At 47.0% G+C, this 17002-nt stretch carries 15 protein-coding genes; 7 read left to right on the top strand and 8 right to left on the bottom strand.

Annotated features, from left to right (window positions below):
- Positions 1–94: 94 nt before the first annotated feature.
- From ybgF to CR164_RS10060, 8 genes are all read right to left on the bottom strand, one after another.
- Complete coding sequence (gene ybgF, locus CR164_RS10025; RefSeq protein ID WP_110023998.1) at positions 95–859, bottom strand: tol-pal system protein YbgF; 765 nt, start codon at positions 857–859, stop codon at positions 95–97.
- Between the two features lie 76 nt (positions 860–935).
- A complete protein-coding gene (pal, locus tag CR164_RS10030; RefSeq protein WP_239994535.1) occupies positions 936–1487 on the bottom strand; it encodes a peptidoglycan-associated lipoprotein Pal in 552 nt (183 codons plus the stop codon).
- Between the two features lie 15 nt (positions 1488–1502).
- Positions 1503–1958 (bottom strand): peptidoglycan-associated lipoprotein Pal, encoded by a 456-nt coding sequence (gene pal / locus CR164_RS10035; RefSeq protein ID WP_110023862.1) that lies wholly within the window; start codon positions 1956–1958, stop codon positions 1503–1505.
- Between the two features lie 383 nt (positions 1959–2341).
- Positions 2342–3664: a Tol-Pal system beta propeller repeat protein TolB gene (gene tolB, locus CR164_RS10040; protein ID WP_110023863.1), complete on the bottom strand. Its 1323-nt coding sequence runs from the start codon at positions 3662–3664 to the stop codon at positions 2342–2344.
- 201 nt (positions 3665–3865) lie between these two features.
- Positions 3866–4717, bottom strand: coding sequence for an energy transducer TonB (locus CR164_RS13130; RefSeq protein ID WP_204901806.1), 852 nt, complete (start codon positions 4715–4717; stop codon positions 3866–3868).
- Positions 4704–5168, bottom strand: coding sequence for an ExbD/TolR family protein (locus CR164_RS10050; RefSeq protein WP_110023865.1), 465 nt, complete (start codon positions 5166–5168; stop codon positions 4704–4706). Before CR164_RS10050 ends, CR164_RS13130 begins: the two co-directional genes overlap by 14 nt.
- Positions 5155–5817: a protein TolQ gene (gene tolQ / locus CR164_RS10055; protein ID WP_110023866.1), complete on the bottom strand. Its 663-nt coding sequence runs from the start codon at positions 5815–5817 to the stop codon at positions 5155–5157. The genes CR164_RS10050 and tolQ overlap by 14 nt, the downstream gene beginning before the upstream one ends.
- A 31-nt stretch (positions 5818–5848) precedes the next feature.
- Positions 5849–7420, bottom strand: a complete 1572-nt coding sequence (locus CR164_RS10060; RefSeq protein WP_110023867.1) for a DUF92 domain-containing protein — start codon at positions 7418–7420, stop codon at positions 5849–5851.
- 654 nt (positions 7421–8074) lie between these two features.
- Between CR164_RS10060 and ilvD the strand changes: the two genes are divergently transcribed.
- The 7 genes from ilvD to CR164_RS10100 are packed head-to-tail and all read left to right on the top strand — an operon-like array spanning position 8075 to position 16991.
- On the top strand, positions 8075–9760 hold the full coding sequence (gene ilvD / locus CR164_RS10070; protein ID WP_110023869.1) for a dihydroxy-acid dehydratase: 1686 nt from the start codon (positions 8075–8077) through the stop codon (positions 9758–9760).
- A 25-nt stretch (positions 9761–9785) separates the two neighbouring features.
- The gene (gene ilvB / locus CR164_RS10075; RefSeq protein ID WP_110023870.1) at positions 9786–11507 is read left to right on the top strand and encodes a biosynthetic-type acetolactate synthase large subunit; all 1722 of its coding nucleotides are present in this window, start codon (positions 9786–9788) and stop codon (positions 11505–11507) included.
- 8 nt (positions 11508–11515) lie between these two features.
- On the top strand, positions 11516–11995 hold the full coding sequence (gene ilvN, locus CR164_RS10080; protein WP_110023871.1) for an acetolactate synthase small subunit: 480 nt from the start codon (positions 11516–11518) through the stop codon (positions 11993–11995).
- A 40-nt stretch (positions 11996–12035) separates the two neighbouring features.
- Positions 12036–13028, top strand: coding sequence for a ketol-acid reductoisomerase (ilvC, locus tag CR164_RS10085; RefSeq protein ID WP_110023999.1), 993 nt, complete (start codon positions 12036–12038; stop codon positions 13026–13028).
- A 10-nt stretch (positions 13029–13038) separates the two neighbouring features.
- Positions 13039–14100, top strand: a complete 1062-nt coding sequence (gene leuB / locus CR164_RS10090) for a 3-isopropylmalate dehydrogenase (protein WP_110023872.1) — start codon at positions 13039–13041, stop codon at positions 14098–14100.
- Positions 14101–14117: 17 nt separating this feature from the next.
- Positions 14118–15686, top strand: coding sequence for a 2-isopropylmalate synthase (locus CR164_RS10095; RefSeq protein ID WP_110023873.1), 1569 nt, complete (start codon positions 14118–14120; stop codon positions 15684–15686).
- Positions 15687–15692: 6 nt separating this feature from the next.
- Positions 15693–16991: a 3-isopropylmalate dehydratase large subunit gene (locus CR164_RS10100; protein WP_110023874.1), complete on the top strand. Its 1299-nt coding sequence runs from the start codon at positions 15693–15695 to the stop codon at positions 16989–16991.
- Positions 16992–17002 lie beyond the last annotated feature (11 nt).

Raw genomic sequence — 17002 nt, forward strand, 5'->3', positions numbered from 1 at the left:
GCAAAGGTGCAGTCAGATCAGTAGTAATAAAAAAACAAAAAACCCGGGAGCCTTACCCGGGGTTTTTTGTTTTTTCTGAATCTCTTTACTTACTCTACTGTAACTTACGGTCAACTATTTTTGCTTCATTCGAGTTGGGATAGAGCTGTACCAACTCCTTGTATCTTACCTTTGCATTGGTGGAATCACCAATATTTTCAAAGGCAAGCCCCTGCTTGAAGTAAGCCGAAGGGCGCTTATCTCCCTCCGGATACTTTTCGATAACAAGCTGGTACTCAAGAATAGCTTTTTCAAACCACTTCTCATTATAATAAGTCTCGGCAATATAGTACTGAGCATCATCAGCAAGCGGTGATGAAGGATAATTATCCAAAAGCAGTCCAAGCTCCTTTCTTGCCGAAGAATAATTATAGCTCTCAAAATACCGTACTCCCGTATCGTATAACCCCTGATCATCCACAGCAGAAGCTGAAGATGTTTCAATGCCGGAAACCCCGGAATCGGGAACAGACGAGGCACTTTCCGGATCTACAGGAAGCGTGACTTTTTCGAGAGGCTGCGAAGAGGCTGTTGTATCCGCAGAAAGAAGAGCAAGGTCACCGCTGGTTGAAACGCCAGGCTGACCTGATTCTCCTAATTTGAAACGCAGTTCTTCTATTGTTCCCTGCAACAGGGCGACCTCTTCGCGAAGCTGTTCAACTTCAGAATACACTTGTGCATTCTGACCACCGGACTTTTGAGATTGCGTTTTGAGTTCCTTGACATCATCCTGCAACATATAAAGATCAGTCTTGGAAGCGCACCCCGCAACCATAACGCCAACAATGCCAAGGGCAACTATTCTACTGGTATGTTTCATCGTCATTCACAGCTTGTTCATAAGTACAAATGCCCGCTTCTTTCCAAGAGACACTTATGCTTATTATGAAAAAATACTATTTAACCACAAAATGTGCACGCCGGTTCTTCGCCCACGCAGCTTCATTATGGCCCGGATCAAACGGTTTTTCCTCCCCATAACTTACAGTTTCAAGTCTCGACCCATTGACACCGGCCCGTTCAAGAAAACCTTTTGTCACTTCTGCACGCCTTTCACCGAGAGCCATGTTATACTCGTACGTTCCACGTTCATCGCAGTGCCCTTCTATCATCACCGAAATGCTTTGATTATTTACCAACCAAGCAGCATTATTCTTCAGCTGGCTCACCGCCATCTGGTCAAGTTCAGCACTATCAAACTCAAAAAACACATCTTTCACCATTCTTCTGGCTTCTTCGCGAAGCGCTGCATCAGCATCAATTTGATCATACTGCGTTGTATCCACATCTGTAGTGAGAGCAGATTCACTTGATTTCGACCCACATCCTGCCACCGAAACTGCAGCAACAATCCAACACAACAGTAATAGCTTTTTCATAGTTTGATCTTCTCCTGATAATAATGATAAAAAAAAGGCAAACAGTAAACTGCTTGCCCCCTTACTCATAATGAAACAAGACAGCTACTGAACGACAAAATGCACTCTTCTGTTCTTAGCCCATGCAGTTTCGTCATGCCCTGGATCAAAGGGGCGCTCTTCGCCGTAGCTTACCGTCTGCATACGCAAAGGATCCACACCAGCATTGACCATGTAATTCTTCACATTTTCAGCTCTTTTTTCACCAAGCGCAATATTGTATTCGTAGGTACCTCTCTCATCACAATGACCTTCAATGATAATGGTCGCGTTGGGATTTTCCATCATCCATTGAACATTTTCGTCGAGCTGGCTCCGAGACACCATATCAAGTACCGAACTGTCAAAAGCATAGAAAACATCACCAAGCTCAACCATCGGCGCAGATAGTGGCAGTGGAGGAGCTTTGACGACCACGTCTCGACAAGACGAGCCACAACCGATAATAAACAGCATCGACAGAATGAGAAAAACGTTCAACAAGCTTTTGGGAAACTTCATATTGTACCCTTTTGGGTTATTTGCTTACACATTAAGCACACCAAAGACACAACGCTACTCAGTGATCCTTGCTTAGCTGCCGACTTGATACTGCAATGATAGAACTATTAACCTCTCATCATCAATAAAAACTGAAACCGCCATACCGCAGCATGCAGAACATGCTGCGGAAATAACGGAAGGTGTAATCGGTTATCCCCTTGCCGGCTGAGGTGGCGGAGGTACCGGAATTACAACTGGCTCTGGTTCTGGGGGTGGTGGAACCACCACTTCTTCACAACATCCACAGCCGATAACAAACAGCATGGATGGAACAAGAAGAACCTTCAACAAGATTTTAATAGGTTTCATGTTATCCTTTTTTAGGTTAGTAGAAACTGCTTTCAGCGAAATGAAGACCAACAAGGCTGCATTTGTTCACCTGCTAGCTTGAGACTCCTCTGGTTTTGACCATCAGCATTCATGACATAGAGCTTGCTATTTCCACTCCTGTCAGAACTGAAAACTATCATGGTTCCATCAGGTGACCAACTCGGAGCTTCGTTATGTCTGGCTCCGTACGTCAGTTGTTTCAACCCTGTTCCGTCTACATTTATAATAAATATATTGATTTCCCCGTTTTTTTGCATAGTTGTAAATGCAATTTTATCACCAACAGGCGACCATGCAGGCTGAGTATTGTATTTTCCCTCGAAAGTAAGGCGTCTTAACGCCCCTGAATTAAGATTCTTAACAAAGATTTGAGGATTGCCGTGCCGTGAAGAAACAAAGGCCATTTGGGTTCCATCAGGAGAAAAAGAGGGGGATACATCGATCATGCCATGCTTCGTCAAACGGCGGACAATAGTCCCATTGCTCCGCACCAGGTACAGTTCCTGGTTCCCGTCGAAAGAAAACGTGGTAGCAAGCTCAGTAGAGCCATGCCGCCATGACGGATCGATTTTTATCCCTTTCTTTGTGACGGAAACAATTTTTTGAGTGGTAAGATCTTTGATATGAAGATCCGGTCGGCCGCGTGTGTACGTAAGATAAGCAAGCATGCGTCCGTCAGAAGACAGTGCAGGGGTCACCGCAAGGTCACCGCTACTGGCAACAGGGACAGCACCGTAACCATCAAAATCGGCGAGATAAATTTCTTTTTTTCGGCCGCTTTGTGAAACAAAAGCGATCTTACTTCCGAAAATGGATGGCTTACCGGTAAACAGCCTGACGAGGTCAGCACAAAATTTATGCGCGATCGGCCTCAACTCATCTTTATCTCCTTCATAAAGTTTCCTCATAAGAAGCTTGCCAGTCAAAGCATCGTAGACCTCCATATCCATCTTCAGAGTATCACCTTTTCTTTCAAGTACCCCTCCCGCATATACTTCGGCCCCAACGGAACTCAGAGCGGCAAAGTTAATCCCCCGTTGTCCAACCTGGTACAGATCACCCCCGGTTATAATATTGAGAGGTGATTTTATAATGGCAAAAAGACCGGTAAAATCGAGCCCGCTTTTAATAACCGTATCGATTCCTGCGGTATACTGTTTGTTTTTATCTTTTTTTGTATCGATCGGCTTGAGCACCAACGGAATCCTGTCGGCACCAGCTTTTGTGATTTTGATATATTCCTTTACGGGTTCGGCATACGAAGCGGAATGGGGAAAAACAAGACACCATGCAAGAGCAAGCAAAATCCGGAACAATAAACGATGGGTTTTCATAATCGAACGATGAGATGATTTTTCCTGATTGATGTAGCAATCAAATCCAGCATATCCACATAAATACAACTCGACATATTACCCTCTTTACTTTTGTAAAAATAATGAACTCGAAAGCTTTTTCGCAAGGCCTTGAAGGGAAATAATCAGGGCTTTGCAAATAACGACCGGCAGTATATCAAAGAGTTGTTATGCCGACCTCTACTCTATTCCTTGCGGAGTGAAAACAAGCCCTATCCGTATGGGTTTGTAACTCACATTTTCCGGTATAGAAGGCAGCGGAGACGATGCTTCAATTGCCTTGATCACCGTATCGTTGAAATAGCTGCTGACCGAGCCCCTGTCAAGCATGATATCACTGATAGTACCAGTTGGATTGATAGTAAGAGCGACATATGCCTTTATATCCCCTTTTTCTCTGATAAACTGGGGTGTAAACGACCAATTTTGCCGAATAATTGTCACAACATTAACGAGATAACGATCATAAGGTCCCATTGGGGCCCCATAATCTCCATCACCGGATGAGAAGCGCCCAGGCCCTGATCTTTTATAAAGATTGGAAGGAGGACCTTGCTGAACTTTCTGACGGAGCTTCTCAAGTGTGCGCTCGAAGTCACTCGTCTGATTTTCCTGAACGTTCGCCTCAGGCTCCTTTGGCTTTTCTTTAAGCGTTTTTTTCTCAACCTTTTTTGGCTTGTCGGGAATCTTTTTCGGAGCTTTTTTTACTGGCTCAGGCTTTTTTTGAGGTTCAGGTTTAACTGGAGGTTCTTCAACAGGGGGCTCAGGCTCAAGCTCTGGTTCGGGCTCTGGTTCGGGTTCGGGGACAGAAAGCGGTCCATCGGACAAATCAACCTCTTCAGATGAACCGGGCCCTGGTAACGTTACAAGGCTCACATCGATCGTTTTGAGTTGTGGACGCTTCAGCCCTGTAAGATATTGCAGGTAAAAACTGCCAGCTACAAGCAGAACATGCAGAAAAACAGATATGGCAAAGGCTGTGAGAAAACGGCGCTTGTTCGCTTTCCGTTCGTCACGATTATTCATTCTCATCCGGATTTATTGCATCGTTGACCGGACCTTTCCCTGGCTCGGTAACCATCCCTATCTTTTCAATCCCCGCATCCCTGATCTGCGCCATAATAAACATCACAAAACCGTAAGGCAGAGACTTATCCGCCTTCAGATAAACCTCTCCTGCCGTATTGATATCGATAATCTCCGGGAGCCTTTCCTTCAATTCATCAGGTGCAAGCTGATATTTATTGATAAAAACCTGACGATCCTCATCAACACTGACTATTAGCGCCTCCGGCTCTACATCAATTTTTTCATGAGATGTCTCCGGCGCTTCGACCTTGACGCCATGAATCATCATAGGAGCTGTAACCATGAAAATGATCAACAGCACCAGCATGACATCAACAAACGGAGTAACGTTTATTTCACTCAACAGCCGGCTCGACCTTCCCCTCATCCCGTTCGAACCGTTACCCGAGTTCATTGACAAATGACTTTATAAATTCACCGGAAAAATCTTCAAGATCCCTTTCTATCGAATTAATCTGCTGTGTAAAGTAATTATAGGCTATTACGGCAGGAATAGCTGCCGCAAGCCCTGCTGCAGTTGCAACCAGTGCTTCTGCAATTCCTGGAGCAACTGTTGCAAGTGAAGCCGACTGGGTCACACCGATGCTCAAAAACGAGTTCATGATCCCCCAAACGGTTCCGAACAAACCGATAAACGGAGCGGTATTACCAACGGTTGCAAGAAACGGAACATACCTCGATAGATTTTTTGTTTCCTCATTTGCTTCACGCCTTATCGCCCTCGATATGCGCTCCTCAATCTGACTGGCCTTTTTGAGATCACCAAGCGCACGGTACTCTACATATCCTGCTCTGAAAACCTTCGCCAAAGAACCATTCCTGTAATTTTCAGCTTCTCCGAACACCTTGTCTATGTTGGAAACATCAAAAAAATAATCAAGAAAATCTTTTGACTGCGAAATAGCTCTGCCTATGCTTCCGGCCTTCATAATAATAATAGACCAGGAGAGAACGGAAAACAACAGAAGGACAACAAGCACAAAAAGAACAACAGGGCCTGCATCTGCCAACAGTGAAAAAAAACCGGTCTTGGAAGAAAACATGAGTCACCTAAGTTTATTATTCATGGAATCATCATATGTTCAGGGAAAAGAAAAACGCAAGTGCACAACCTGAAAGCGCACAGAGCGTATTAACCACATCATTGTTGACGTAACTATATCCTTTGATCAGCTTGTTTTTCAAAACGGTACCATCGCCTTTGTAGCTCTCGACACGCTCAGTAACCTTCTCTCTGATCGGGTCATAATACTGTGCCTGGATCGTCGCGCCAAAAAAACTGTCAACAAGACTGGCAAGTAACCCTGATAAACCGATCAACATGAACGATTTAATTATTCCGAAATCAATGAGCCAGCTTACCTGCATGACAATTGCGCTTGCACATATCAAGAGAGCACCGACAAATGCTCCGAGTGTCCCTGGAAAAGATATACCTCCTGAAGTACCAACAGGCACAGATTGCATAGTGGTGATAAGTCTTGCTTTGGGATTGGGCCACATGGTACCGATTTCGGTTGCCCAGGTATCGGATTGTACTGCAGCCAGCGTTCCAAGATAAGCAAAAAAATATGCCGGTTCGTTAGTCAAGGAATAAATAATCATGATAATCCATGCAATCCCTCCATTGGCATAGACCTGACCTGCATCGCGCTGAGACCCTTTTTCAAAAACCAGATCAAATTTGGCTTTTCTTTTTCGACCAAGTTTTGATAACAGTGAAGACAACAAATAGAACGTAAGTAGCGGGACCGTCCACTCAAGCCCACCTATTCCGAAAATAGTCGTACCAAGAAGAAACGTCGCTGTAGCTCCGCTATTGTTGAGAAATTTTACCTTGACGGAAAAAAAAGCCAGCATCAAAGCAAAAGCACCCCCAGCAAACAAGCGTAAAAGAAGCCCTTTTTCACTTATATCGACAATGTAAAGCACGTAGGAAATCGCAACGGGAATAAAAAGATTGTCGAACCCGTATGAAACAAGTGCTTCCACGGCTGTCGCAATTACAGCAAGAAACAAGGCAAGAGCTAGAAGCTGGAACCACGTCGCGGACGTCAGCCCTTCCTTAAAATCGCTCTGAAAAACAAAAAGACAGGCAAGCAATAACAGAAACCCCACCGTAAACATCGTCAATGAGCCCTCTATGGTTTTTCTGCTTTTTGTCAGATTTTCAATATGCACTTTCCCAAGAGCCCCCCCGACAATGGCGGCTAGCGAATCAGCAACCCCGGCAATAAGAACGGAAATCCTCAGAATCCAGACATGACTTTCCCACAGAAAAAGTGCAAGAATAATAAAAGCAACAGGTAACATAATCGGACCGTAGCTTACCTGTTCATTGCCTTGTTGCAGATTCAGCCGGTTTCTGTCATGCAAAACACGAAAGAACCCAACATAAAAACTTGCAGCGTTAACAACCACAAAAATCAGCGCAAGTAAAACGGGAAAAAAATTTGTGGAAAAGCAAACGGGGAAAAAAAACAAAATCAGCCCTAAACTGAAGTGCAGCACTTTCCTGAGCACAAAACCGCTTACGGAAAATTTCCTGACAAGTACTTCGAAAAGCAACAAAAAAAGAGTCAGGACTCCCAGAAGCAGAAAAAACATTGGGAGATCCTGCTGAAGGGGGGCTTGCAAACGTAGCATATTGAAGAATTTCGGGTTAAAATCTTTTCGGAACTCACGAAAGTATAATTAACGCAAAATACAGCGAAAAAATAGCTGAACGAGATGTATATTACAAAAAAGAAACATTTTAGCGATCATCTCTATCAGATTGGCAGCAAAAAATGTGTTTTGATAACATCTGGAATGAGTAGATTCAAACTCGTTAAATCTTGTTTTTTCATATATACTACTATTATGGCACGAGTGCATCAGCAAAAGATCCTACCATAAAACCCATCTCCAGTAAAAAGCGATTTATTCTTGCCAAATGATCTGCTCGGAGGAAAAATTCCCCGAACACCACCACAGATAATATATTCACTGCATTTTGCACTTGCTTTACATGAAAGAAAACACTATACTTGCCATACATTGTAGTTATTATGAATATGACCAACGATAGCTTACAAAATCCAAAAGGCCTTACAGCCCAATTCGGCAAATCAGCCACTTTCCTCATTTGCAGGATCGGAACACTTGTGCCTGTGATTATTCTACAGGTGGGTATTCTAGTGCCCTGACGGCGCTCCGGTCCCTGGTCCAATCAATCTTCTTTCTTGACTAAAAATTCTTTCATTGGCCTTGGGAACGGTGCTCCCAGGGAAGGATTTTTAATGACAAAAATTACCTTTTATGAGATCTGATACCATAAAAAAAGGCTTTGAAAAAGCCCCTCACAGAAGTCTGTTGAAAGCAACAGGAACAATATCTTCGAACGATGATTTCAAAAAACCGTTTATCGGTATCTGTAACTCGTTTATCGAACTTATTCCCGGTCATGCCCATTTGCAGAAACTGGGAAAAATCGCAAAAGAAGAGATAAAAAAAGCAGGTGGTGTTCCTTTCGAGTTCAATACCATCGGAGTATGTGACGGTATTGCCATGGGCCATATCGGCATGCGCTACTCCCTCGCAAGCCGCGAACTGATAGCCGACAGCGTAGAAACCGTTGCACAAGCCCACCGTCTCGACGGCCTTGTCTGTATACCAAATTGTGACAAGATAACGCCAGGCATGATGATGGCTGCTGTCCGTATGAATATCCCGGTTATTTTCGTCTCTGGAGGCCCGATGAAAAAAGGCTGTACACCTTCGGGCGAGACTGTTGATCTGATTTCGGTTTTCGAAGCTGTCGGTCGTCATAGTACAGGCGCAATAAGCGAGGACGAACTGAGCGTTATTGAAGATAATGCCTGCCCGACCTGCGGCTCCTGTTCGGGAATGTTTACGGCAAATTCCATGAACTGCCTCTGTGAAGCACTCGGTTTCGCACTTCCCGGAAACGGAACGGTGCTTGCGGTGGATCCTCGAAGAGAGGATCTGGTCAGAGAAGCATCACGGCGAATCATCGACCTGGTTGAAAAAGATGTCAAGCCGCGGGACATTCTTTCAAGGAAAACACTGCTTAATGCTTTCGCACTTGACTTTGCGATGGGCGGTAGTACAAACACGATATTGCATACACTGGCTATTGCCAATGAGGCTGAAGAGGCGTTTGACTTTTCAGAACTCAACACTCTTTCATCGAAAACGCCATATATCTGCAAGGTCAGTCCGGCAACACAAGATGTGCATATCGAAGATGTCGACCGAGCTGGCGGCATTTCAGCAATATTGAAAGAACTGTCGAAAATCGACGGTCTGCTCGATCTTTCAAGGCCAACAGTTACAGGAAAAACACTTGGAGAAAACATTGAAAACGCAATGACACGTGACTCATCGGTCATTCGTTCCATAGAGGACCCTTACGCTCATACTGGAGGACTGGCGATCCTTTATGGCAACCTTGCTCCGGAAGGTGCGGTTGTCAAAACCGGTGCGGTCAGCGAATCAATGATGCATCACACCGGACCGGCTAAAGTATATGACTGCCAGGATGAAGCTATTGCCGGCATCATGAACGGAGATGTAGTCGCCGGTGACGTTGTGGTTATCCGTTACGAAGGCCCGAAAGGAGGCCCTGGTATGCCAGAAATGCTATCACCGACCAGTGCGATCATGGGCCGGGGCCTCGGAGACAGCGTTGCACTCATTACCGATGGTCGATTCTCAGGAGGTTCCCGGGGAGCATGTATCGGACATGTGTCACCGGAAGCTGCAGAAAAAGGACCGATAGCAGCGATTCGGAGCGGCGATATGATAACTATCGATCTGCCGAACAGGATGATGTCGGTGGATCTTTCCGACGAAACTATTGAACAAAGACTGGCAGAAATTCCGGCATTCATCCCGAAAATCACCAAAGGATACCTTGCACGTTATTCGCAGATGGTAACGTCAGCAAGCACGGGAGCGATTTTACAAAATCCGGTTTGTTAATCTTAATATTAAACAATGACAACTCATGCATGCATCCGGCAAAAAAATGAACGGTTCTGAAATATTTTTTGAATGTTTGCGCCGGGAAAATGTTGAATACATATTCGGCTACCCCGGCGGTGCGCTCCTGAAAGTATACGAAACGCTCTACGACGTCCAGGATATCAAACACATCCTTGTACGCCATGAGCAGGGAGCGACTCATATGGCCGAAGGTTATGCCAGGGCAACCGGCAAACCCGGGGTTGTCCTGGTCACCTCGGGCCCCGGAGCCACCAATACTGTTACAGGAATATCCAACGCCTACATGGATTCATCTCCAATGGTTGTTTTTACCGGCCAGGTAGTAAGCAACCTTATTGGCAACGATGCCTTTCAGGAAGCCGATATTGTCGGTATCACCCGGCCGATAACGAAACACAATTTCCTGGTCAAGGATGCCAAAGACCTTGCAACGACTATCAGAAAAGCATTTTTCTTGGCAACACAAGGAAGGCCCGGCCCGGTTCTGGTCGATCTGCCAAAAGACGTCCTAAGCTCGGAATGCGTTTTCAACTGGCCGGAAAAGATCGACATTCGTGGATTTAAGCCAACGATCAAAGGCCATGAAAATCAGATAAAAAAAGCGGCGAAAATCATTGCCAAGGCTAAACGGCCGCTTCTGTATGTCGGCGGCGGTGTTATCGCTTCCGAAGGGTCAGAAGCGCTCAGAACTCTTGCGATCGAGCAAGACATACCGGTCACCATGACCTTGCAGGGATTAGGCGCATTTCCAGGCAGCCACCCCCTGAGCATGGGAATGCTCGGTATGCATGGGACGTATTGGGCAAACCAGGCCGTCAACAACTGTGATCTTCTCATCTCAGTCGGAGCAAGGTTTGACGACCGGGTAACCGGCAAGATTGAAAAGTTTGCGACGCATGCATATAAAATTCATAACGATATCGACCCGACAAACATCGACAAAAATATCAAGGTAAACCTTCCTGTTGTCGGCGATTCCCGGCACTTTCTTGAAGGCGTTCTTAAAGCGCTGCCGAAAACAAGGGAAAACCGTCAGCCGTGGCTCGAAGAGATTGCAAAATGGCGGGAGCAGTGCCCCCTCACGTATGTCAACGATGAAAAAAAGCTCAAAACCGAGTTCGTTATCGATGAAGTTTCCCGACAGACCGAGGGCAGTGCCGTTGTGGTTACTGATGTCGGACAACACCAGATGTGGACAGCTCAGTACTACAAGTTCGCCAACCCGCGCTCGATCATAACCAGTGGAGGTCTCGGCACCATGGGATATGGCTTGCCGGCAGCTATCGGTGCAGCGTTCGGCGTTCACGACAGACCGGTTGTTCTTTTCTGTGGCGACGGCGGTTTCATGATGAACATCCAGGAGCTTGTTACAGCGGTACACTACAAACTGCCTGTCAAACTTTTCCTGATCAACAACAACTTCCTTGGTATGGTCCGGCAGTGGCAGGAGCTCTTTCATCAGGAAAAGTACTCGTTCACCGACTTGCAGCAGAGCAACCCTAATTTTGTCCGTGTCGCTGAGGCATTCGGCGTCAAAGCGATGAGTGCAATCAATCCGGCTGAAGCGAAGCAAGCCATCAGCGAAGCTCTTGATCACAACGAAGGCCCTGTCCTGGTAGAGTTCAAGGTTATTAAAAAAGACATGGTTTTTCCCATGGTACCGGCAGGTGCATCGATTTCTGAAATGCTTTTTGACAGGCTGAACCCTAACACAATGGTATAAATGAAACTATGAAACATATCATATCCGTTCTGGTCGAAAACAAATTCGGTACGCTTAACAGAGTTGCAGCCATGTTCAGCGCAAGGGGATTCAACCTTGAAAGCATCTCGATCGGAGAAACAGAAGACAGTGAAATATCCCGAATGACGATTGTCACCCGAGGAGACGACAACATCATAAGCCAGATACTCAAGCAGCTAAACCGGCTCATCGACACCTTGAAGGTTGTCGATGTAACACACAAGCCGCACGTATCGCGAGAGCTGCTTCTCATGACCCTGAAACTCGGTAAACAGTCACAGCAGGAGATTTTCGAGTTGATCGATGTTTTTAAGGCAAAAGTCGTGGATATAAAACAAAAATCCATTACTATTGAGGTCGTCGGTTCACCGGACAAGATCAATACAACCATTGACATGTTCCGGCCTCTCGGCATAAAGGAAATTGCCCGCTCCGGCACGGTTGCCATGACCCGTGGCGAGAGTTGATTTTATTTTTTTCATGCAACATAAAACAGAAAACAATCATATGAACGTTTACTACGAGCAGGATGCCGATCTGAAATACCTGCAGGAGAAAAACATCGCCGTACTCGGTTACGGAAGCCAGGGCCACGCTCACGCCCTGAACCTGAAAGAAAGCGGACTGAACGTCTGTGTAGGTCTGAGACCGGACAGTTCTTCATGCGCAAAAGCCAGGGAAGCAGGCCTGGAGGTCAATCCGATAGCCAATGCCGTAAAGTGGGCGGATATCATTATGATTCTTCTCCCCGACCAGTACCAAAAAAGCATTTATGAAACGGAAATAGCTCCGAACCTTGAAGCCGGCAATACCTTGGCGTTTGCACACGGCTTCAATATCCACTACAACCAGATCGTACCGTCCGAAACCGTAAACGTCATGATGATCGCGCCGAAAAGCCCCGGCCATCTTGTCCGCCGAACCTTCACCCAGGGCAACGGTGTCCCCTGCCTCATAGCCGTCTATCAGGATTATACGGGCGACACCAAGCAACAGGCACTTGCATGGGCCAAAGGCCTTGGCGGCACCAAAGCAGGCGTCATCGAAACAACGTTCAAGGACGAGACCGAAACCGATCTGTTCGGTGAACAGGCCGTACTTTGCGGGGGTTCCGCAGAACTGATCAAGGCAGGATTTGAAACACTTGTCGAGGGAGGTTACCCGGCAGAACTCGCCTATTTCGAATGTATGCATGAACTGAAGCTGATTGTCGATCTGTATTATGAAGGTGGTTTGTCACGCATGAATTATTCCGTCAGCGACACTGCCGAATACGGAGGCATGACACGCGGCCCGAGAGTCATCACTTCAGCCGTCAAGGCAGAGATGAAAAAAATCCTTGAAGAGGTTCAGGACGGCAGGTTCGCCAAAGAGTTCATCGATGAATGCAACTCCGGTTACCCAAACCTGAAAAAACTTCGCGCTTCTAACACAGACCATCCCATCGAAAAGGTCGGGTCAAAGCTGCGTGAAATGATGAGCTGGCTTCTAAAAAAATAATGCATAACGAATGTTCAAGATAGTAACCATACCAGGCGACGGAATCGGACCTGAAGTTGTCGCCAGTGCCGTACAGGTCATCAATGCGCTGGAGGAGAAATACGACCTGGAAGTATCGATAGAGGAACACCTCTTCGGAGGCGCATCATACGATGTCCACAGCGAGATGCTCACCGAGGAAACTCTCGAAGCCTGTAAAAACTGCGATGCTGTCCTGCTCGGCGCTGTTGGCGGCCCGAAATGGGAAAACCTGCCGCATGAGAAAAAACCGGAAGCCGCACTCCTGAGAATCCGCAAGGAACTGGGCCTTTTTGCAAACTTCCGTCCGGCAAAAGTATATGATGCTCTCGTCAATGCATCGTCACTCAAGCCGGATATCCTTTCAGGCACAGACTTTATGGTCATCAGGGAACTGACAGGAGGAATTTATTTCGGCCAGCCAAGAGGATACGATGACACCAAAGGCTGGAATACCATGGTATATGAAAAATACGAGGTCGAGCGCATTGCACGCCTCGCATTCGAAACAGCCATGAAACGGGAAAAGCGGCTTGTCTGCATTGACAAAGCCAACGTGCTGGAATGCTCACAATTCTGGAGAAACATTGTCCATGAAGTGCACAAGGATTTTCCTGATGTCGAGTTGACCGACATGTATGTCGACAATGCTGCAATGCAGGTTGTTCGCGATCCCAAACAGTTCGACGTAATTGTCACAAAAAACCTTTTCGGCGATATACTCAGTGATATCTCCGGCATGATTACCGGCAGTTTGGGCATGCTTCCATCGGCAAGTATCGGCAAGAACCATGCTCTTTATGAACCGATTCATGGCAGTGCACCCGACATCGCAGGGCAAAACAAGGCAAATCCGATAGCGACTATCGCTTCGGTAGCCATGATGTTCGAGCACAGTTTTTCAATGCAGCACGTTGCCGATGACATATACAAGGCGATTGAAAAGACTCTTGAATCCGGAATGCGTACCGCCGATATCGCAAACTCCGATGACAACATCGCGTCGACAACAGAAATCACCGATGCCATCACGGCAAATTTAGAAGTATCGTAACCATCATCTGACGAAATGTGAAAGAAAAGGTACTGATATTTGACACCACCCTGCGTGACGGTGAACAGTCACCAGGGGCATCTTTGAACCTGCAGGAAAAGGTCGAGATAGCACGGCAGCTCGAAAAGCTCAATGTAGATATCATTGAAGCCGGGTTTCCCGCATCTTCCCCGCTCCAGTTCGAGGCTGTTCGTCATGTTGGCGATGAATCCGGTAAAATCGTAGCCGCACTCTGCAGGGCCATGGAAAACGATATCAAAAGCGCCCACGATGCCCTGAGAAATGCACGGTATCCGAGGATTCATACGTTTATCAGTACATCGGATATCCATATCATGGGCAAGTTCGGACACGAACGGTACGGTAAGACTCTTGCGGAAAAACAGCGGTCCATTCTCAAGATGGCGGTAGACGCAGTCAGGTATGCAAAAACATTTACCGATGATATTGAATTTTCCGCCGAAGATGCCGGAAGAACAGACCCGGCCTACCTCGCAGAAATCATCGAGGCAGTCATAGAAGCCGGAGCTACAACGGTCAACATTCCAGACACTACCGGCTATACCTGGCCTTCCGAGTTTGGGAAAAAAATCGCCGACCTGAAACAACGGGTCACAAACATAGACCAGGCAGTTATCAGTGTCCATTGTCACAACGATCTTGGTCTTGCCGTAGCGAATACACTCAGCTCAATCGAAAATGGAGCGAGACAGGCCGAATGCTCGATCAACGGCATTGGGGAGAGAGCAGGCAACGCCTCCCTCGAAGAGATCGTGATGGGATTGAAAGTGCGAAGTGACCTGCATGACTTTTATACCGATATCGTGACCGAAGAAATCTACAACACCAGTCGCATGGTTTCCTCGTTCACCGGTCTTATCATCCAGCCGAACAAGGCAATTGTCGGTGATAACGCATTTGCCCACGAATCCGGCATACATCAGGACGGAATGCTGAAAAACCGGCAAACCTATGAAGTAATGACCCCTGAATCCGTAGGCGTTCCACAAACAACCATCGTGCTTGGGCGCCATTCAGGCAAACACGGTTTGCAGGCACGCTTGAGCTCACTGGGGTACAAAGTCACCGGCGAGGAACTGGAAAAAGTATATGAGCGATTTTTGTCAGTTGCCGACAAGAAAAAAGAAATTTACGATGATGACCTGAGAGTACTCATGGGAGACGAGCTGAACAAACCGCTCGAACCGCTTGAACTCGACTACCTCCATGTCAACAGCGGTACAGCGTCAATTCCTACCGCGACAGTACGAATACGGGCAAAAGGCAACACGTATGAAGAGTCGTCCACCGGAGATGGTCCCGTCGATGCATGCTTCAGGGCGATCGAACGGGCACTGAGTCTTGGCTCGTTGCTATACTCCTATTCGGTACGATCAACAACCGCAGGGCGTCAGGCTCTCGGCGAAGCGACAGTAAGACTCAAGGATGGCAAACATCTTTTTACCGGACGCGGTGTGTCGACAGACATCATCGAAGCAAGTGCAAAAGCATACCTTCAGGCACTCAGTCTGAGACAGGATGCAGAAGAAAACGAGAACAACAATACAATCGATAACGGGATTTAACCGATCATGGCACAAACGATAACGCAGAAAATCCTTGCCAGGGCTGCCAACCGAAAATTTGTCGAAACAGGCGAGAATGTATGGCTCAATGTCGACATTCTGCTGACACACGACGTATGCGGCCCACCTACTTTCGACATATTCAGGGAAAAATTCGGTTCCGGCGCAGAAGTATGGGATCCAGAAAAGGTCGTGGTACTTCCGGATCATTATATTTTCACTGAAAACGAGCACGCTCACCGCAACATCGACCTTTTGCGGAAATTCTCGAAAGAGCAGAACCTTCCAAACTACTACGACGTCGGGACCGACCGCTACAAAGGGGTTTGTCACGTCGCCCTTGCCCAGGAAGGTTATAACCTTCCTGGAACGGTTCTTTTCGGGACCGACTCACATACCTGCACCTCCGGTGCGTTCGGCATGTTCGGTACGGGCATCGGCAATACCGATGCCGCATTTATTCTCGGTACGGGAAAAATCTGGGAAAAAGTCCCCGAATCCATGAAGTTCATCTTTGAAGGCCAAATGCCGGACTATCTTGCAGCAAAAGATCTCATTCTGCAGATCCTTGGCGATATCGGCACCGATGGAGCAACTTACCGAGCCATGGAATTCGACGGTTCAGCGGTATACTCACTGCCGATGGAAGAACGCATGACTCTCACCAACATGGCGATAGAAGCCGGTGGTATGAACGGTATCATTGCTGCGGACAATGTTACCGAAGCCTACGTAAAAGAAAGGACAGGAAAACCGTACGAAATTTTCAACAGCGACCCCGATGCCGACTACCATAGCATCTATCGCTATAAGGTTGAGGAACTCGAACCTGTAGTGGCCATGCCGCATAGCCCTGACAATCGTGCAACCGTTCGGAGTGTTCAGGGTACCAGGATCACGAAATCCTATATCGGATCCTGCACGGGCGGCAAGCTCAGTGATTTTGTCATGGCTGCAGGAATCCTGAAAGGAAACACGGTATCGATACCGACAAACATCGTTCCGGCTACCGTGGAAGTTGCCCAAAGCCTCGAGACAGAACTGGTTGAAGGCCAGCCTATAAGGAAGATCCTTGAAGATGCAGGCTGCACCATCGCCCGGCCATCATGCGCTGCTTGCCTGGGAGGCCCATCCGACACATTCGGACGCTCGGAAGACAACGATCTTGTCGTCTCGACAACAAACAGAAACTTTCCAGGCCGAATGGGCAGTAAAAAAGCCGGAGTCTGCCTTGCCTCTCCGCTGACTGCCGCCGCATCGGCAATCACAGGCAAATTAACCGACCCCAGAGAGTTTCTCAGATAATCGGACCGAAA

The sequence above is a fragment of the Prosthecochloris marina genome (assembly GCF_003182595.1).
Classification (GTDB): domain Bacteria; phylum Bacteroidota; class Chlorobiia; order Chlorobiales; family Chlorobiaceae; genus Prosthecochloris; species Prosthecochloris marina.